Source organism: Micrococcus sp. KRD026 (assembly GCF_017168445.1).
Taxonomy (GTDB): domain Bacteria; phylum Actinomycetota; class Actinomycetes; order Actinomycetales; family Micrococcaceae; genus Micrococcus; species Micrococcus luteus.
In genome coordinates this window covers 53,476-71,709 of the sequence record NZ_JABFBA010000013.1, presented here as the reverse complement: position 1 = coordinate 71,709, position 18,234 = coordinate 53,476, and the positions used below count along the sequence as shown (strand labels likewise).

The window sequence follows — 18,234 nt, the reverse complement described above, 5'->3', positions numbered from 1 at the left end:
TGTCCCACCCTAGTCGGCGGCGGTGCGCCCGTGGCCGGCGGTGACCGGGATCGCCTCCCGCTCGCCCCGGCGGGGGCGGGGCCGCGAGGCGGCGGCCACTGTGCCGACGACCAGCCCGACGAGCGCCGGGACCACCCAGCCGAAGCCGACCGCGTAGCCGGGCAGCACCCGGCCGGCCAGGCCCGTCAGGGCGGTGACGGGCGGCGTCGTCGCGAGCGCCTCCGGCAGGGCGCCCAGCAGGTCGAAGAAGGCGGCGAGCCCCGTGCAGGCGACCACCCAGCGGGCCACCGCCGGGTGGTCCCGCACCCAGGCCCAGGCGAGACCGAGCAGGATGACGACGACGGCGATCGGGTAGAGGAACATCAGCACCGGGACGGACCAGGCGATGATCGCCTCCAGGCCCAGGTTGGCGAGCGCGAAGGACACGACGAGGAAGAGGCTCGCCCACAGCCGGTAGGACCCGGGGAACATCTCCGCGAACATCTCGGTGCACGCCACGATCAGTCCGATGCAGGTCTTCAGGCACGCGACGACGACGATGGCCGCGATGAGGTACACGCCCGCCGCGCCGAAGAAGTGGCTCGCGCTGCGGGCGAGGACGTCGCCGCCGTTCGCGGCCTGCGCGAACGCGCCGTGGCTCGTGGCGCCGACGTACGCCAGGGAGGCGTAGACCACCGCCATCGCCGCACCGCCGAGCAGCCCCGCCTTGCCCAGCTCCACCGCCATGCGGCGCGGGCCCGTCACGCCCAGGCGCCGGGCGGCGTCGACGATCACGACCGCGAAGGCGAGCGAGGCGAGCGCGTCCATGGTGTTGTAGCCGTCCAGCAGGCCCCGCACGAGCGCCCCGTCGGCGTAGGCGGGGGTCGGCGAGGGCAGGGCGCCCGTGCTCATCGGGGCCACGACGGCGGCCGCCATCAGGGCGCCGAGCAGGACCAGGAACGCCGGGGTCAGGTAGCGCCCCACCCACTCCATGAGCCGGCCCGGACGGAACGCCGCCACCGCGGCGACCGCGAAGAACGCCGCCGTGAAGCCGAGCAGCCGCAGGCCGCCGTCGCCCGCCAGGGGCGCGACACCGATCTCATAGGACACCGTGGCGGTGCGGGGGATGGCGAAGAGGGGGCCGATCGTCAGGTACAGCAGGCACGTGAACGCCACGGCGAAGCGCCGGGAGACGGGCGCCGTCATCTCACGGACCGAGCGCGCCCCCGTCACCGCCGAGGCGACGATGCCCAGGACCGGCAGCCCCACCGCCGTGACGAGGAAGCCGAGCGTGGCCGGCGTGACCGCGGCGCCCGCATCCCGGCCCAGGCCGGCGGGGAAGATCAGGTTGCCGGCGCCGAAGAACAGGCCGAAGACGAGCGAGGCCAGCAGCAGGGTCTGACCGGGGCGCAGGCGCGGGGGCATCACGGGCCTCTCGACGGCGAACGGGGCGCCATGACTGTACCCGGCGCGCGGTCAGCCTCCGCGCCTAGACTGGACGGGTCCCCGAACCAGGAGCGTGTGACCCCGTCATGTCCTTCCCGCTGCACCGTCCCCGGCGTCTGCGCCGGTCCGCCGCGATGCGCCGCCTCGCCGCCGAGACGCGCCTGCACCCCGCCGAGCTGATCCTGCCGGCCTTCATCAAGGAGGGCGCCGCCGAGCCCGTGCCGATCGCCTCGATGCCGGGCGTCGTGCAGCACACCGCGGACTCGCTCAAGGCCGCCGCGGCCGAGGCCGCCGAGCTGGGCCTGGGCGGCATCATGCTGTTCGGCGTGCCGACCACGCGCGACGCCGTCGGCAGCGCCGCCCTGGACCCGGACGGCGTCCTGAACCGGGCCATCCGGGACGTGAAGGCGGAGGTGGGGGACGGGCTCGTCGTGATGTCCGACCTGTGCCTGGACGAGTTCACCGACCACGGCCACTGCGGCGTGCTCACCGCCGAGGGCGCCGTGGACAACGACGCGACGCTGGAGATCTACGCCCGGATGGGCGTCGCGCAGGCCGAGGCCGGTGCGGACGTGCTCGGCCCCTCCGGGATGATGGACGGCCAGGTCCGCGTGATCCGGGAGGCCCTCGAGGGCGCCGGCCACCACGAGACCGCGATCCTCGCCTACGCCGCGAAGTACTCCTCGGCGTTCTACGGGCCGTTCCGCGACGCCGTCGACTCCCAGCTCACGGGCGACCGCAAGACCTACCAGATGGACGCCGCCAACCGGAGCGAGGCCCTGCTCGAGGTCGCCCTCGACCTCGAGGAGGGCGCGGACATGGTGATGGTCAAGCCCGCGATGAGCTACCTGGACATCGTGCGCGACGTGGCGGACATGGCGGACGTGCCCGTCTCCGCGTACCAGATCTCGGGGGAGTACGCGATGATCGAGGCCGCCGCCGCGCACGGCTGGATCGACCGGAAGGCCTCGATCGTCGAGTCCGTGCTCTCCATCCGGCGCGCCGGCGCCGACTCCGTGCTCACCTACTGGGCGGCCGAGCTCGGCCGCTGGATGAAGGAGGGGTCCCTGTGACCGCGTCCCAGCCGACCACCAACGCCGCCGCCTTCGCCGCGGCCCAGGCCGTCATCCCCGGCGGCGTCGACTCACCCGTGCGCGCCTTCGGCTCGGTGGGCGGCACGCCCCGGTTCATGGCCGGCGCACGCGGCCCGTACCTGACCGACGTCGAGGGCAACGAGTACGTGGACCTGGTCTGCTCGTGGGGCCCCATGCTGCTGGGCCACCAGCACCCCGAGGTCGTCGAGGCCGTGCACGCCGCCGTGGACCGCGGCCTCGGCTTCGGCACCTCCACGCTGGAGGAGACCGCGCTGGCCGAGCTGATCGCCTCCAAGGTCCCGGTCGAGCGCGTGCGCTTCGTGTCCACCGGCACCGAGGCCACCATGACGGCCCTGCGCCTGGCCCGCGGCGTGACCGGCCGCAACCTGATCGTGAAGTTCGCCGGCTGCTACCACGGCCACTCGGACGGCCTGCTGGCCGCGGCCGGCTCGGGCGTGGCGACCGCCGCCCTGCCCGGCTCCGCGGGCGTCACCGAGGCCGCCGCCTCCGAGACCCTCGTGGTGGACTACAACGACCGCGCCGCCGTCGAGGCCGTGTTCGCCGAGCACGGCGAGCGCATCGCCGCGCTCATCACGGAGGCCGTGCCCTGCAACATGGGCGTCGTGGAGCCCGCCGAGGGCTTCAACGCGTTCCTGCGCGAGATCACCCGCCGCCACGGCGCGCTGCTGATCTGGGACGAGGTGCTCACCGGCTTCCGCGCCACCGCCACGGGCGGCTGGGGCCTGTCCGGACAGCCCGAGGGCTGGACCCCGGACGTCTGGTGCTTCGGCAAGGTGATCGGCGGCGGCATGCCCGCGGCCGCCCTGGGCGGCTCCGCCGAGATCATGGACCACCTGGCCCCGCTCGGCCCCGTGTACCAGGCCGGCACCCTCTCCGGGAATCCGGTGGCCATGGCCGCCGGCCACGCCACGCTCTCCCGCGCCGACGAGGCCGTCTACGCGGCCGTGACGCGCGCCTCGGACGCCGTGCGCGAGGGCCTCGTGGCCGCGCTCGACGCCGAGGGCGTGGACCACTCGATCCAGCGGGCCGGCACCCTGTTCTCCCTGGCGTTCGGCACCTCCGGCACCGGCGTGCGGGACTACCGGGACGCCCAGGGCCAGGAGGTCTTCCGCTACGCCCCGTTCTTCCAGTCGCTGCTGGCCTCCGGCGTGTACCTGCCGCCGTCCGTGTTCGAGGCCTGGTTCGTCTCCGCCGCCCACGACGACGCGGCGGTCACCCGGGTGCTCGACGCGCTGCCGGCCGCGGCGAAGGCGGCCGCGGCGGCGACGCCCCAGGGCTGAGACCCGGGTGCGGGTCGGGGCCGGGCGCTCAGCGCTCGGCCTCGACCGGCCAGTGGCGCGAGACGGTGGCCTGCGGGTCCTTGCGTCGCAGGTACTGCTCGAAGCTCTCCGCCTGCTCGGCCTTCCAGCGGACCTGCCGCTCGTGCAGGTCCACCGGCGCGACGCGCAGCTGCTCGTACCGGGCGGCCAGGGCGTCGGCCACCTGGACGGCGGCGAGGGCGTCCGCCGCGGAGGTGTGCGCGTTCTCCAGGGTCACCCCGTAGTGCTCGGACACCGCGGAGAGCGTGCGCTTGCCCTTGCGGAACCGGTCCACCTGCTTGTCCAGCACGAACGGGTCGATCACGGGGCGGGCCTCGAGCGGCGTCAGCCCGTGGTGGCGCGCCTCCCGGTCCATCACCGTGAAGTCGTACACGCCGTTGAACGCCACCACGGGGATGCCCGCGGCGAACAGGTCCCGCAGGGTCTCGGTGATCTCCGTGACACCCTGCGCGGCGGGCATGCCCTCCGCCTGCGCCCGCTCCGTGGTGACGCCGTGGACCTCGGCCGCCTCGGCCGGGATGGGCACGCCCGGGTCCACGAGCCACTCGGCCGACGACGCGGCGCGGCCCTGCTCGTCCACCATCACCAGGGTGGCGGTCACGATCAGCGCGGTGCGCGGATCACGTCCGGTGGTCTCGAGGTCGAAGCCGGCGCGGATGCTCTCATGCCAAGTCACGCGCCTCACGCTACCCGGAGCGGCGGACACGACAGGATGGGGTCGTGACCGATCACCCTGTGCTCCCCGGCGCCCGCCACCGCGACGACGGACCGCTCACCCTCGGCGAGGGGCTCGAGGCGCTCGCCCGTCTGGTCCCGCCCGGACGCGCCGTCAGCTACGGGGGGCTGGCCGGCCTGCTGGGGGTCGGCGGTCCGCGGCAGGCCGGCCGGGCGATGGCCGAATCGAGCCCCGGCACGCCGTGGTGGCGGGTGGTCCGGGCCGACGGCTCGCTGCCTCCGGAGCTGGCCGCGCGGGCCGCCGTCGAGCACGAACGCGAGGCCATGCCCCGCACCCCGGCCGGGCGCGTGGACCTGCCCCGGGCCCGCTGGGAGCCCGACGACGGCGCCGCGCGGGCGATCCGTGCGATCGCCGACCGTATCGTGTCCGGGCCCGGTGCGAGGATGAGGCCATGACCAGGGAACACGGGGTGGACCCCTTCGACGACGACGCGGCGGCGCCGGAACGGGCCGCTCGGCTGGTGCGCACGGCCGCCGCGCCCGAGGACCGGATCACGCTCACGGACGAGCAGGAGGCGATCGCCTCGCTCGCCCCCGGGCACAACGCCGTGCTCGTGCTGGGCGCCCCCGGCACGGGGCGCACCACCGTGGCGGTCGAGTACGCGGCCCGCCGGATCGAGGCGGGGCTGGACCCCGAGTCCCTCCTGCTGCTGGCCCCGAGCCGGGATGCGGCGGCGCGGCTGCGCGACGCGCTGACCCGCCGGCTCGCCGCCGCCGGTCGGGGCACCCGCGCCGTCACCCCCGTGCGGACCTGGTCCTCCTACGCGTTCGACCTGCTGCGCCGTGCCCGCGTCACGGGACCGCTGAGGCATCTGGAGGTCGCCCCCCGGCTGCTCACCGGTGCCGAGCAGGACACGGTCATCGCCGAGCTGCTCGAGGGCTACGCCGCCGGCCTCGCCGCCGCGCCGGACTGGCCGGCCGACGTCGCCCCCGCCGTGGAGGCGCGGGGATTCCGCCGCGAGGTCCGCGAGCTCGTGGACCGCATGAGCGAGCTCGGCCTCGAGCCGGGCCGCCTGCAGGAGCTCGGCACCGCCCACGGGCGCCCCGAGTGGGAGGCCGCGGCCGTGCTGCTGCAGGACTACCGGGACCGGATCGACCTGGGCATGGCCGAGGCGTTCGACGCCGCCGGGCTGCTGTCCGCCGCCGTCCGCGTGCTCACCGAGCGGCATCCCGAGGACCCGGAGCGCGACGCCGCGGCGCAGGCGTTCGTGGCGGCGGAGCGGGACCGCCTGGCCGTGCTCGTGGTCGAGGACCTCCACGAGGCCACCCCCGCCGTGCACGACCTGCTCACCGTGCTCGGACGCGGGCGGGACGTGCTGCTCACCGCGTCGCCGGACACCACCGTGGAGGGCTTCCGCGGCGCCCGGCCCGACCTCCTCGCCCGGTACCCCGGGGTCCTCGACCCCGATCCCGTGCCGGGGGCCGCCCCGCCCGCGTCCCCGGACGGGCGCGTCCGGGTGCTGACGCGCGGGCACCGCATGCGCGCCGAGGTCCAGGACGCCTACCTGCGCGTGGCCCGCCGGGTCCGCCAGCGCACCGCCGGCGTCGAACGGACCCGGACCGAGACCGTCCCGGCGGACGGTGACGGCGCCGTCCGCGCGCACGTCGTGCCCACCCGCGCCCACGAGGACCAGCTCGTCCTCGAACGGGTGCTGCGGGTCCACCACGAGGACGGGGTGCCCCTGGACCGGATCCTCGTGGTCGCCCGCTCCGGCTCCCGTGTGGCCGCGCTCGCCCGCCACCTGGAGGCCGAGGGCGTCCCCGTGCTGCGCGACGCCGCCGGGCTCGTGCTGAAGGAGGAGCCCGCCGTCGCGCCCCTGCTCACGCTGGTGGACGCGGCGGGGGCGCTCGCGGAGGATCCGGAGGCCCGGGTCGAGGACGTGCTCGACCCGGACGAGGTCGTGGGACTGCTCACCGGCCGGTACGGGATGGCCAGCGCGCTGCACGTGCGGCGGCTGCGCCAGGACCTGCTGGCCGCCGAGCGGGGCCGGGGCGGCCGGCGCACCTCGGACGCGCTGCTCGCCGCGGCCCTGCTGGACCCGAGCCTGGCCGGCCCCGAGCACGAGCGGCACCGCGCCCTGCGCCGCGTCCACTGGATGCTCCGGGACGGCCTGGAGGCCGCCCGCGCCCCCTCGGCCTCGCCCGAGACCGTGCTGTGGGCGCTGTGGTCCGCCTCCGGTCGGGCCGAGCGGTGGCGTTCGCTCGCGCTGCGGCCCGCCGAGCACGCGAACGACCGCCGCGAGTCCCGCCGGGCGGACGCGGACCTCGACGCCGTCGTCGCCCTGTTCAAGGTGGCCGAGCGCTTCGTGGACCAGTTCCCGGGCGCGTCGCCCGAGTCGTTCGCCGTCTACATGGAGTCCCAGGACCTGCCCGTGGACACCCTGGCCCGCCGTGCCGAGTCCGGTGACGCCGTGCACGTGCGCACCCCCGCCGCGGCGGCCGGCCAGGAGTGGGACACGGTGATCGTCGTGGGCCTGCAGGAGGGCGTGTGGCCGAACACCCGGCTGCGCGGCCAGCTGCTCGGCGCCACCGACCTCGTGGACCTCGTGACCCTGCCCGCGGACGCCCCGTGGCCCACGGATCACCGCACCCGGCTGCGCGAGGTGCGTCAGGACGAGCTGCGCATGCTCGCGGCCGCGGTCTCCCGGGCACGGCGTCAGGTGGTCGTCACGGCCGTCCGCTCGCCGGATGAGGGCCCCTCCGACTTCCTCGACCTGGTGGACCCGCCCGAACGGCTGCCCGCCGAGGCGCGCGACGCCGCCGGCGTCCGGCGGCTCACCGCGGTCCCCGACCCGATCACGGCGTCCGCGCTCGTCGGCCGGCTGCGCCGCGTCCTGGAGGCCGGGGACGAGGCGGACGCGGCCGACGGGGCGACATCCCGGGCCGCGGCGGCCGCCGGCCTGGCGGTCCTCGCCGAGGACGGCGTGACCGTCGCGGACCCCCGACGCTGGTGGGGCCTGCTGCCGCTGTCCACCGAGGCCGCGCTCGTCGACCCGGAGCGCGAGGTCGTCGCGCTCTCGCCCTCCCGCGTGGAGACGGCCCTGCGCAATCCGCTGAACTGGGTGCTGTACCACGTCGGCGCGAACGCGGGCGGAACCCTCGCCCAGTCCGTGGGCACGCTCGTGCACTCGGTGGCCGAACACCACCCCGAGGGCGTGCCCGAGGACGTGCGCGCCGAACTGGAACGCCGCCTGCCCGAACTCGGCCTGCCGGAGGGCTGGATCACGGAGATCGAGCACGACCGGGCCCGCGGCCTGGTGGACGCCTACATCGGCTACTGGAGCATCGCCCGGGCGGCCGGGCGTCGGCCCGTGGCCCAGGAGGTGCGGCTCCTCGCGGACCTGACCTGGGGCGGGACCACCGTCCGGATCACCGGCGTCGTGGACCGGCTCGAGGCGGATGCGCAGGGCCGACCCTTCATCGCCGACCTCAAGACCGGCCGCAGCGCGCCCACCGGCGCGGAGATGGCGCGCCAGCCCCAGCTGGCCGCCTATCAGGTGGCCGTCCGCGCCGGCGGTCTGGAGCAGGTCCGGGACGACCCCGCCACGGACCCCGCCCTGCGCGCCGCGCTCGCCGGTCTGGAGCACCCCACGACACCGGCCGGCGCGGCCCTCGTCCAGCTCGGCGCCGGCACCCAGAAGACCAAGGTGCAGGACCAGCCGGCCCTCGAGGACGAGGACACCTGGGCGCTCGAGCAGGTGTTCACGGCGGCCCGCCGCACCACGGGGCCGCGCTTCCTCGCCCTCCACGAGGCCGGCGCCCGCCGGTGCGCGCTGCCCTCCGTCTGTCCGCTCTGCTCCGAAGGAAGGCAGGTCACCGAATGGCCCCGCTGACCGGCGATCCCGCCGCCCAGACCGATCGTCCGCGCGTCGAGGACGCGGTCCACTCGCCGGAGGACATCGCGGCACGGCTGCGGCTGCCCCCGCCCACGGAGGAGCAGGCCGAGGTGGTCACCGCCCCGCTCACTCCGCGCCTGGTGCTGGCCGGCGCCGGCTCCGGCAAGACCGCCACCATGGCCGACCGCGTGGTCTGGCTCGTGGCCAACGGTCTCGTGCGCCCGGACGAGGTCCTCGGCGTCACGTTCACCCGGAAGGCGTCCGGTGAGCTCGCCGAGCGGATCAACGGGCGCGTGGACGCCCTGCTGCGCTCCGGCCTCGAGATCCCCGGCTTCGACGGGGAGCCCGAGGACCTGGGCCGCGCCTCGGTGTCCACGTACCACTCCTACGCCGGCGCGCTCGTCAGGGACCACGGCCTGCGGATCGGCGTGGAACCGGAGGCGCGGCTGCTCGGAGGCGCGGACGCCCACCGGCTCATGGGCGCCGTCGTGCGTTCGCATCCGGTGGTCGCGGACACCCTCGGCGTGGCCCCGTCCCGGCTCATCACGCAGGCGTTGCGGCTGGCCGGGGACATGGCCGAGCACCTGGTGAGTGCGGACGAGGTGCGCGAGTTCCTCGCCCGGCTGGCCGAGCAGGGGAGCGCCCTGCCGCTGCCCCCGCGCGCCAAGACCCCCTCGAAGGAGATCCAGGAGTTCCTGACCGGCCTGGCGGACCGCGCCCTCATGGCGGACCTCGTGGCCCGCTACGACGAGGTCAAGCGCGAGCAGGACGTGATGGACTTCGGCGACCTGCTGCGCCACGCGGCGCGCATCGCCGTCGAGGTGCCGGCGGCCGGCGAGCAGGAGCGCGCGCGGTTCCCCGTGGTGCTGCTGGACGAATTCCAGGACACCTCCCACGCCCAGATGCGGATCTTCGCCGGGCTGTTCGGCCCGCGCGGCCCCGAGGACGACGCGCCCGGGTTGGGGCACTGCGTCACCGCGGTGGGTGACCCCCACCAGTCGATCTACGGCTTCCGCGGCGCCTCCGCCGGGCAGCTCTTCGCCTTCCCGCACGCCTTCCCCCGACTGGAGACCGGCCCCGGCGGCGCCCCGCGGCGCGTGAACGCGGACGTCTCGCACCTGACGATCGCGTGGCGCAACGAGGAGTCGATCCTGGCGGTCGCCAACGCCGTCGCCGCACCGCTGAACGCCCACGCCGCCGCGACGGGCGGCGCGCCGGTGGAGGTGCGCACCCTGCGGCCCCGGCCGGGCGCGGGGGAGGGCGTCGTCCGGGTGGACCGGTTCGTCACCGCGGAGGAGGAGGCCGCCGACGTCGTCGCCCGCCTCGGCGCCCTCACCGGGTCCGGGCCCGGGGGGGCCACCCCGAGCCGCGCCGTCCTGTGCCGCACCCGCGCCCAGTTCGGCCCCGTGCTGGACGCGCTCGACGCCGCCGGCCTGCCCTACGAGGTGCTCGGGCTCTCCGGGCTGCTGGCGCTGCCGGAGGTCGCCGAGGTGCTCGCCGTCCTCCACGTGCTGGCCGACCCCACGCGCAGCGACCAGCTCGTCCGCCTGCTCACCGGCCCGCGCTGGCGCATCGGCGTGGCCGACCTCGAGGTGCTGCAGGAGCGCGCCCGGTTCGTCTCGCGGCTGCGGGCCCGGCGGGCCGGCGGTGGGCGGGAGGACCCCGCCGGGGACGCCCCGGACCCGGCCCGGGACGTGAGCCCCGAGGAGGACGCCGACGCCGCCGCCCTGCTGGAGGCCCTCGACTCCCTGCCCGGGGAGGGGACGGACTGGGTCGGCTCGCGCGGCCGCGGCTTCTCACCCGAGGGCCTGGCCCGACTGAGGGCCGTCAACGCCGAGCTGCGCCGGCTCTCTACGCGCACCGGGGAGGACCCGGCCGACCTCATCGCGGAGGTGATCCGTGAGACGGGGCTGGACGTCGAGGTGGCCCTGCGGCCCGGCGTCTCCGCGGCCGCGGCCCGGCGGCACCTGAACGCGTTCCAGGACGCGGCCCGCGACTTCGGCGCCGGCACCACGGCGACGGACCTGACGGCGTTCCTGGCCTGGACGGAGTCCGTCCTCGAGCACGAGGACGGCCTCGGCGTCGAGAACGCCGAGCCCACCCCCGGCCTGGTCCAGGTGCTCACCGCGCACGCCTCGAAGGGGCTCGAGTGGGACGTCGTCGCGGTCCCCGGCCTGCAGGAGGGCACGTTCCCCTCCACGCGGGCGGACCGCTGGACCAGCCCCCGGGCCGGCGCGCTGCCGTGGCCCCTGCGCGGGGACCGCGCGTCGCTGCCGCAGTGGGACGGCTCGTGGGCGCAGGACCAGCGGGACTGGGTCCAGTCGGCCGGCACCGGATACAGCTCGAAGGCGGCCCAGGAGGGCAACCCGGACCCCTATGCCGTGGCCGTGGCCGCCCACGCCGAGCGCGAGGAGCGGCGCCTGGCCTACGTCGCGTACACGCGCGCGCGATCCGCCCTGTGGCTGAGCACCTCCCTGTTCAAGGGAGTCAACAAGGAGCCCCTGCCGGCCTCGGCCTTCCTCGAGGAGGTGGCCGGTCTGGCGGGGGAGGTGCCCGGCGTCGCGCTCGGCCCCGCCCCGGCCGAGGACGACCTGCCCGAGGCCAACCCCGCCGCGGGCCGGACGCTGGTCGCCCGCTGGCCCTTCGACCCGCTCGACGGCCCGGAGGCCTTCGTCGCCGACCCGGAGGACCCCGAGGACGAGGAACGCTGGCAGCCGCTGCCGCGCCGCTCCCGGGCCCGCCGGCACGGGGTGGAGGCGGCCGCCGCGGCCGTGCACGCCGCGGACCCGGCGGCGCTCGGGGACGACCCGGAGCTGGCCCGCCAGGTGGACTGGGTGCTGCTGCGCCGCCGGGACGTCGCCGGGACGGGCGGGGAGACCGCCCTGCCCGAGCACGTCTCCGTGTCCCTCTACGGCGAGCTCGCCGCCGACCCGCAGGCCGTGGCCGAGCAGCTGCGCCGGCCCCTGCCCCGGCCGCCCGCGCACGCGGCGCGGCGCGGCACGGCGTTCCACGCGTGGCTCGAGGAGCGCTTCGGGGCCACCGGCATGCTGGACATCGACTCGGCCGAGGACGCCGCGGACCTGTGGGTCGACGAGGCCCTCGACCTCGGCCCGATGCAGGAGTGGTTCCGCTCCTCGCGCTGGGCGGAGCGCACCCCGGCCTTCGTCGAGGCCCCGGTCGAGACGACGGTCGGCGGGATCACACTGCGGGGCCGGGTCGACGCGATCTACCGCTCCGGCGGCGACCCCCGCCTGCCCTTCGACCCCGAGGCCGACTGGGAGCTCGTCGACTGGAAGACCGGCGCCGTGCCGCGGGGCCGCGACCTCGAGCTCAAGTCGCTGCAGCTGGCCGTCTACCGGCTCGCCTGGTCACGGCTGCACGGGATCCCGCTGGAACGGATCGGGGCCAGCTTCGTGTACGTGGCCCACGGGCAGGAGCGCTCCTTCCCGGACCTGCCGGGGGAGGAGGAGCTCGAGCGTCACATCACGGACGCCCTGGCCCGCCGTTGATCGGCCGCACCACCTCGACGGCGGGCAGCGGGCCCGTCTCCGGGTCCGCGGTCCTCGCGGCCGCGGCCTCCCGGGCGTCCTCCGCCGCATCCCGGGCGTCCTCGGCGGCGTCGGCGGCCGCGTCGGCCTCCGCCTGGCGCGCGGCCGCCTCCTGCGCGGCGCGCACGTCGCCCTCGAGCTCGGCCAGCATGGCCTCCGCCTCGGCGACCATCCCCGCGTCGTGCCGGTCCAGGCCCCGCGTGAGCCACTGGGCGAGGGCGAACTCGGCGAGCAGCGCCGCACGGCGCATCAGGTGGGCGTCGCCGTCGTCGGCGGCCCCCGCGTCGGCCCGCCGGGCCGCGTAGGCGTCGAGGACGCGGTCGGCCAGGTCCGGGTCCGTGGCGGCGGCCAGCCAGGCGACGTCGCCGGCCGGGTCGCCCACGTGCAGGTCCGTCCAGCCCGTCACGCCCACCACGCGGCCGCGCTCGAGGAGCAGGTTGTCCTCGTGCAGGTCACCGTGCACAGGCACCGGGGTGAACCGCCACAGGGCCTCCTCCTCCATGGCCTCCTCCCAGCGGCGCAGCAGCAGGGGCGGCACGCGGCCGGAGGTGGCCGCCTGGTCGAGGGCGTGGAGGTGACGCTGCCGGATCTGCTCCGCCGTGTAGGAGGGCAGGTCCGCGTGGTCCACGACATCCGAGGGCAGCGTGTGGATCGCGGCCAGCACACGGCCCACGTCCTGCACCGCGGGCTCGCCGAGCCGGGCCAGCTCATCCAGGGTGACGGGACGCCCGGGCATGTCCTGATAGACGAAGGTGCGCAGCCCCTCGAGCCGCACCGCGCCCGCCACGGAGGGCGTGCGGAACGGCAGGCCGGCGCGCACCGCCGGGGTCAGGCCCGCCAGCACCTGCAGCTCCGTCTCGAGACGGATGCCCGCCTCCGGGGTGCGGGGCGAGCGGACCCGCCACCGCTGGCCCTCACCGTCCACGACGACGGCGGTCGAGAAGTCCGCGGGGTCGTCCGGGCTCGCCTCCGCGGAGACGGGGGCGAGGCCGGGGACGGCCGCGGCGGCCAGGGCTGCGAGACGAAGGGGCTGACGATCCACCCCTCCAGCCTAGGTGTTGTGGGTCATGAGGTTCTTGACATGGGTACCGGGCTGAGATGAGACGAGTGGGCCTCTCCCGCAGGATGGAAGTTCCTACACCACCCACCTGCCCGAAAAGACCCACTCATGACTCACGCTAACGCACCCCTGACCCCCACCGGCCGACTCAGGATGGTCCACCGCCACCTGCACGACGGGATCCCGCAGGCACACGTGGCCGCCGAGTTCCGGGTGAGCCGGCCCACGGTGGCCACTTGGGTCGCCCGCTACCGCGCCCAGGGAGAAGCCGGCCTTCAGGACCTGCCCAGCCGGCCGCACCGTTCACCTGCCCAGCTCGATCCGGTCCTGGTCGCCCAGATCCACGCCCTGCGGCGGGAGCGCAAGTGGTCCGCACGGCGCATCCATCACTACCTCGTCTCCGAGGGCCACCGGGTGTGTCTTCGTACCGTGGGACGGTGGCTGCACCGACTCGGGATCTCCCGCCTACGGGACCTGACCCCGGCCGGAGAAGACCTGCGCCAACGACCCCAGAAGATCACCGCGAGAGGGCCGGGGCACATGGTGCACCTGGATGTGAAGAAGATCGGGAAGATCCCAGACGGGGGCGGCTGGCGCACCCACGGACGTGAAAGTGAAGCAGGCCGTGCTTCCAAGCGCGGGCCTGGCCGGCGGGTCGGCTACACCTACCTGCACTCGGCGATCGACGGGTACACCCGCCTGGCCTACACCGAAGCGTTGGAGGACGAGCGGGCGGCCACGACCGTGAGCTTCTACTGCCGGGCGAGGGCGTTCTTCGCCGCCCACGGCATCACCGTGGACCGGGTGATCACGGACAACGGAAACAACTACCGGGCTGCGGACTTCACCGCGAAGGTGGTCTCGCTCGGGGGCCGGCACCACCGGATCCGCCCCTACACCCCGCGCCATAACGGGAAGGTCGAGCGGTACAACCGGCTGATGGTCGATGAGGTCATCTACGCCCGCCCCTACACCTCAGAGCAGGCTCGGCGTGAGGCCCTGGCGGTGTGGGTGAACCACTACAACTACCATCGGCCTCATACCTCCTGCGGAGACGCTCCTCCGACCTCGTTGGCACCGGCCCGAGTCAACAACGTCATGCCCTCCTACACCTAGGCGCGGAACGCCCTCCCCCGTCGTCGGGCGCACCGGAGACGGGTCGCTAGCCTGGACGCATGGCCTCCTGCCCCCCGTCGTCGTCCGACCCCACCGCCGCACCACCCCTGGCCCTGCCGCTGGCCCGCGAGGAGCTGGACCGCGGTGCCGTGGCCCGCCTCGACCCGGGCCACCTGGCGGCGTCCTGGGCGCGCGAGGGGACGGAGGTCCTGTGGCTGCAGGGCGGCCGCGCACCGGTCGCGGACGGCCGGCTCGTCTTCACCGCGCCCTCCGGTCCCGTGCCGGCCGAGGCCGCGTATCTGGGCCGCGGCACCGCGGCGGACCGGGGCCCGCACGGGCGGGAGCGCGAGGTGGTCTCCGTCGCCGTCGAGCCGCCGGCGGCCCTGCCCGAGGACGCGGCCGCCGCGCTCGCCGACGCCGTGTGGGTCGGCCTCCGCGATGCGGCCGCCGCCCTCAGCGACGCGGACACCGGGCTGTTCGTGGCCGCCGTCGCGAACGCCAACTGGCACGCCACCCACCGCTTCTGCGCGTTCTGCGGCGGCGTCACGGACGTCGAGGCGGCCGGCTGGGTGCGTCGCTGCCGCGACTGCTCCCGGGAGCAGTTCCCGCGCACGGACCCGGCGGTGATCGTGGCCGTCATCGACCCGGCCGGGCGGATCCTGTTGGGCCGCAACGCGGCGTGGCCCGAGGGGCTGTACTCCTGCCTGGCCGGGTTCGTGGAGCCGGGGGAGTCCCTGGAGCACGCGGTGGTCCGGGAGATCGCGGAGGAGTCCGGGATCACGGTGACGCACCCGCGCTACCGCGGCTCCCAGCCGTGGCCGTTCCCACGCTCGCTCATGCTCGGGTTCACCGCCCTGGCCCCGGCCGGCGTCGAGCCGGTTCCGGACGGCGAGGAGATCCTCTCCGTGCGCTGGTTCGAGCGGAAGGAGCTCGCGCATCTGGCCCGCGAGGGCGACGTCACCCTGCCCGGGGCCGTGTCCATCGCGCGGGCGCTCATCGAGGATTGGTACGGTGGGATGCTGCCCGATGCGCAGACCCTGATCACCTAGGAGGACTCGTCCCGCATGAGCACTCCCGACGAGATCCTCCGCGGCCTCGACCCGGAGCAGCGCCGGGCCGCCACGGCCCTGCACGGGCCCGTCTGCATCCTGGCCGGCGCCGGCACCGGCAAGACCCGCGCCATCACGCACCGCATCGCCTACGGCGTGGCCTCCGGCGTCTTCGACCCGCACCGCACCCTCGCCCTGACCTTCACGGCGCGCGCCGCCGCGGAGATGCGCACCCGCCTGCGCGACCTCGGCGTGGCCGGCGTCCAGGCCCGCACGTTCCACTCGGCGGCCCTGCGCCAGCTGCAGTACTTCTGGCCCCAGGCCGTGGGCGGGCCCATGCCCTCGCTGATCGAGAACAAGGTGCGCCTGCTCACGGAGGTCGCCCAGCGCATGCGCATGACCGTGGACCGGGCCGGCCTGCGCGACCTCGCCGGCGAGATCGAATGGGCCAAGGTCTCCCTGCACGCCCCCGAGGGCTACGCCGAGGCCGCGAAGGAGCGGGAGATGCCCGCCGGCTGGACCGCCACCACCGTCGCCCGTCTCTACACCGGCTACGAGGAGGCCAAGACAGCCCGGAACATGATCGACTTCGAGGACGTGCTGCTGATCCTCGTGGGGATCCTGTCCACCGAGCCGCAGATCGCGGCCACGATCCGGGACCAGTACCGCGTGTTCGTGGTGGACGAGTACCAGGACGTCTCGCCGCTGCAGCACCGCCTGCTCGACCTCTGGCTCGGCGACCGCGGCGACCTGTGCGTCGTCGGCGACGCCTCTCAGACGATCTACTCGTTCACGGGCGCGACCTCCCGCTTCCTCACCGACTTCCGTGAGCGGTATCCCGCGGCCACGGTGGTCCGTCTCGTGCGTGACTACCGGTCCAGCCCGCAGATCGTGGAGGCGGCCAACCGCCTGCTGGCGGACCGCACCAAGGCGGGGGAGCGGGACCGCACGATGCCGCGCTGGCCCGACCCCCTCGAGCTCGTCTCCCAGCGGCCGGCCGGCCCCGACCTCGTGTTCGCGGAGTGCACCGACGACGAGGCCGAGGCCGGCTGGGTCGCAGACCGGATCGCGGCGCTGATCGACGACGGCGTGCCGGCCTCCGAGATCGCCGTCCTGTTCCGCACCAACGGCCAGTCCCAGGCCTTCGAGACGGCGCTGTCCTCGGCGGGCATCGGCTACCAGCTGCGCGGCGGCGAGCGGTTCTTCTCCCGGCGCGAGGTGCGCGACGGCATCCTGCAGCTGCGGGCCGCCGCCCGCGCCGCCCAGGACCTGACGGGCGACGACGTCACGGACCGGGTGCGGGACGTGCTCTCCTCGCTCGGCTACTCCGCCGAACCGCCGGCGGCCTCCGGCGCGGCCCGTGAACGGTGGGAGTCCCTGCACGCCCTCGTCAACCTCGCCGACCAGCTCGCCACGACGCGCGGGGCCGAGTTCACGTTGACCGAGCTCGTGGCCGAGCTCGACGAGCGTGCCCAGCACCAGCACGCGCCGACGGTGCAGGGCATCACCCTGGCCTCGCTGCACTCGGCCAAGGGCCTCGAGTGGGACGCGGTGTTCCTCGTGGGCCTGTCCGAGGGGCTCATGCCGATCTCCTTCGCGGAGACCCAGGCCGAGGTGGACGAGGAACGGCGCCTGCTCTACGTGGGCATCACGCGTGCCCGCCAGCACCTGTCGCTGACGTGGACGCTCTCGCGGGGCACGGGCGGGCGCTCCACCCGGCGGCCCTCCCGGTTCCTGTGGGCCATCGACCCGACCCTCGGCGGCACCCGCGAGCACGCCCCGGCCCGTGGTTCCGCGGCGGGCCCGACGGCGCCGCGGCGCCGGGGCGCGAAGGTCGCCGTGTGCCGCACGTGCGGCAAGCCCCTCGAGACGGGAGCCGAGCGCAAGGTCGGCCGCTGCCTGGACTGCCCCGCCACCTACGACGAGGCGGTGCTCGAGGAGCTGCGCGACTGGCGCACCCGCACGGCCGCCGAGATGCGGATGCCCGCGTTCGTGGTGTTCACGGACGCCACCCTCGTGGCCATCGCCGAGGCCATGCCGAAGACCCCGGCAGAGCTGCTGAAGGTGCCCGGCCTCGGCAAGTCCAAGCTGGAGAAGCACGGACCGGAGCTGCTCGAGCTGCTGCACGGCACCCCGGCGGCCTGAGCCGCGGACCCGCGCTCCGTTCCGCCGGCGGCGCCGACCCCCTCAGAACGCCCAGCCGAGCGCGTCCGGGTCGCAGGCACAGCCGGGCCGGGGGCGGACCCGCACCCGGCGCGTGCGTCCCGTCACCCGATCGGCCCGCAGCACGCCGGGGGCCGGTCCGGCCCGCAGCGCGTCCACGGTCAGCACGGCGGCCCGCAGCGCCGCGAGCCCGTCCACCTGTCCCCGGTGCGCCGACGGGCCGGGCGCCGTCGGGGCATCGGGGACGCCCGTCGGATCCGCGGGCCATCGGCACAGCGGGCACCCGCGCACCCCGGGGGCGCACCACGGTCCGACCGTGACCGCCTTCGGTCCCACCGTGACCGGCAGCAGCGGGTGGTCGGCGGCCAGGGCCTGCGCGGCCAGGTCCGCGTCGAGCACGGACCCCACCGCCACCGTCGCCTGCCCCACGAGCACCGGCACCGGGCCGTGGTGCGCGTAGAGGCGCAGCCCGGGGGCCACGTCGCCCAGCCGGCGCTCGAGCGCACCCGCCCGGGGCCGACCGAGGTCCCCGGGCAGCAGGCCGGTCCCCAGGTCCGCGGCGTCGACGGGCCGCGGATCCCACAGGGCCAGGCGCAGCGCCCCGGCCCCCGCCAGGGCGTGGGCGATCGCCGCGCCCACCGCGTCGAGGCCCGCCACATGGACGTCGGTCGGCGGGGCCCACACCCCCGGCTCCGGCGCTGACGCGGCGGTGTCATGAGGGACGGTGGTGACGGTCTCGGCGACGGTGCGCACGGCTCTCCTCTCGGCTCGGTGCCTCCCACCCTGCCAGGGCGCCCCCGGACCGCGCCGGATTGTCCACAGCCTGCGGCCCATGCCGGAGAATGGCCCGATGCGCCCTGTCCCGCCC

12 protein-coding genes are annotated in these 18,234 nt (G+C 75.7%); 8 read left to right on the top strand and 4 right to left on the bottom strand.

Annotated elements, in window-relative coordinates; all coding sequences use genetic code 11:
* Positions 1 to 9: 9 nt before the first annotated feature.
* A complete protein-coding gene (gene brnQ / locus J1M40_RS05175; RefSeq protein WP_036314330.1) occupies positions 10 to 1,404 on the bottom strand; it encodes a branched-chain amino acid transport system II carrier protein in 1,395 nt (464 codons plus the stop codon).
* A gap of 107 nt (positions 1,405 to 1,511) precedes the next feature.
* Between brnQ and hemB the strand changes: the two genes are divergently transcribed.
* Positions 1,512 to 2,498: a porphobilinogen synthase gene (gene hemB, locus J1M40_RS05170; RefSeq protein ID WP_036314332.1), complete on the top strand. Its 987-nt coding sequence runs from the start codon at positions 1,512 to 1,514 to the stop codon at positions 2,496 to 2,498.
* On the top strand, positions 2,495 to 3,820 hold the full coding sequence (gene hemL / locus J1M40_RS05165) for a glutamate-1-semialdehyde 2,1-aminomutase (RefSeq protein ID WP_036314334.1): 1,326 nt from the start codon (positions 2,495 to 2,497) through the stop codon (positions 3,818 to 3,820). Before hemB ends, hemL begins: the two co-directional genes overlap by 4 nt.
* Positions 3,821 to 3,848: 28 nt before the next feature.
* Here the strand turns inward: hemL and J1M40_RS05160 are convergent, their stop codons facing one another.
* A complete protein-coding gene (locus J1M40_RS05160) occupies positions 3,849 to 4,535 on the bottom strand; it encodes a 3'-5' exonuclease (RefSeq protein WP_036314335.1) in 687 nt (228 codons plus the stop codon).
* Between the two features lie 44 nt (positions 4,536 to 4,579).
* Between J1M40_RS05160 and J1M40_RS05155 the strand changes: the two genes are divergently transcribed.
* Genes J1M40_RS05155 through J1M40_RS05145 form a run of 3 tightly spaced genes read left to right on the top strand, consistent with a single transcriptional unit; the run spans position 4,580 to position 11,939 of the window.
* Positions 4,580 to 4,990 (top strand): MGMT family protein, encoded by a 411-nt coding sequence (locus tag J1M40_RS05155; protein WP_036314337.1) that lies wholly within the window; start codon positions 4,580 to 4,582, stop codon positions 4,988 to 4,990.
* Positions 4,987 to 8,427 carry an ATP-dependent DNA helicase gene (locus J1M40_RS05150; RefSeq protein ID WP_036314339.1) on the top strand — a complete coding sequence of 1,147 codons (3,441 nt, stop codon included), beginning with the start codon at positions 4,987 to 4,989 and terminating at the stop codon, positions 8,425 to 8,427. Before J1M40_RS05155 ends, J1M40_RS05150 begins: the two co-directional genes overlap by 4 nt.
* A complete protein-coding gene (locus tag J1M40_RS05145) occupies positions 8,415 to 11,939 on the top strand; it encodes an ATP-dependent DNA helicase (RefSeq protein WP_036314341.1) in 3,525 nt (1,174 codons plus the stop codon). The genes J1M40_RS05150 and J1M40_RS05145 overlap by 13 nt, the downstream gene beginning before the upstream one ends.
* On the opposite strand, the gene J1M40_RS05140 is transcribed toward J1M40_RS05145, so the two are convergent.
* Positions 11,914 to 13,020: a phosphotransferase gene (locus J1M40_RS05140; protein ID WP_036314344.1), complete on the bottom strand. Its 1,107-nt coding sequence runs from the start codon at positions 13,018 to 13,020 to the stop codon at positions 11,914 to 11,916. The genes J1M40_RS05145 and J1M40_RS05140 overlap by 26 nt on opposite strands.
* 126 nt (positions 13,021 to 13,146) lie before the next feature.
* On the opposite strand from J1M40_RS05140, the gene J1M40_RS05135 reads away from it, so the two are divergent.
* From J1M40_RS05135 to J1M40_RS05125, 3 genes are read left to right on the top strand one after another with little or no spacing between them, the layout of a single operon-like run.
* Positions 13,147 to 14,154: an IS481 family transposase gene (locus J1M40_RS05135; protein ID WP_036314346.1), complete on the top strand. Its 1,008-nt coding sequence runs from the start codon at positions 13,147 to 13,149 to the stop codon at positions 14,152 to 14,154.
* A gap of 59 nt (positions 14,155 to 14,213) precedes the next feature.
* On the top strand, positions 14,214 to 15,203 hold the full coding sequence (gene nudC, locus J1M40_RS05130; RefSeq protein WP_036314348.1) for an NAD(+) diphosphatase: 990 nt from the start codon (positions 14,214 to 14,216) through the stop codon (positions 15,201 to 15,203).
* 15 nt (positions 15,204 to 15,218) lie between these two features.
* Positions 15,219 to 17,348 carry an ATP-dependent DNA helicase UvrD2 gene (locus J1M40_RS05125; protein ID WP_041105123.1) on the top strand — a complete coding sequence of 710 codons (2,130 nt, stop codon included), beginning with the start codon at positions 15,219 to 15,221 and terminating at the stop codon, positions 17,346 to 17,348.
* A gap of 42 nt (positions 17,349 to 17,390) precedes the next feature.
* On the opposite strand, the gene J1M40_RS05120 is transcribed toward J1M40_RS05125, so the two are convergent.
* Positions 17,391 to 18,119 (bottom strand): ThiF family adenylyltransferase, encoded by a 729-nt coding sequence (locus tag J1M40_RS05120; protein WP_041105125.1) that lies wholly within the window; start codon positions 18,117 to 18,119, stop codon positions 17,391 to 17,393.
* Positions 18,120 to 18,234 lie beyond the last annotated feature (115 nt).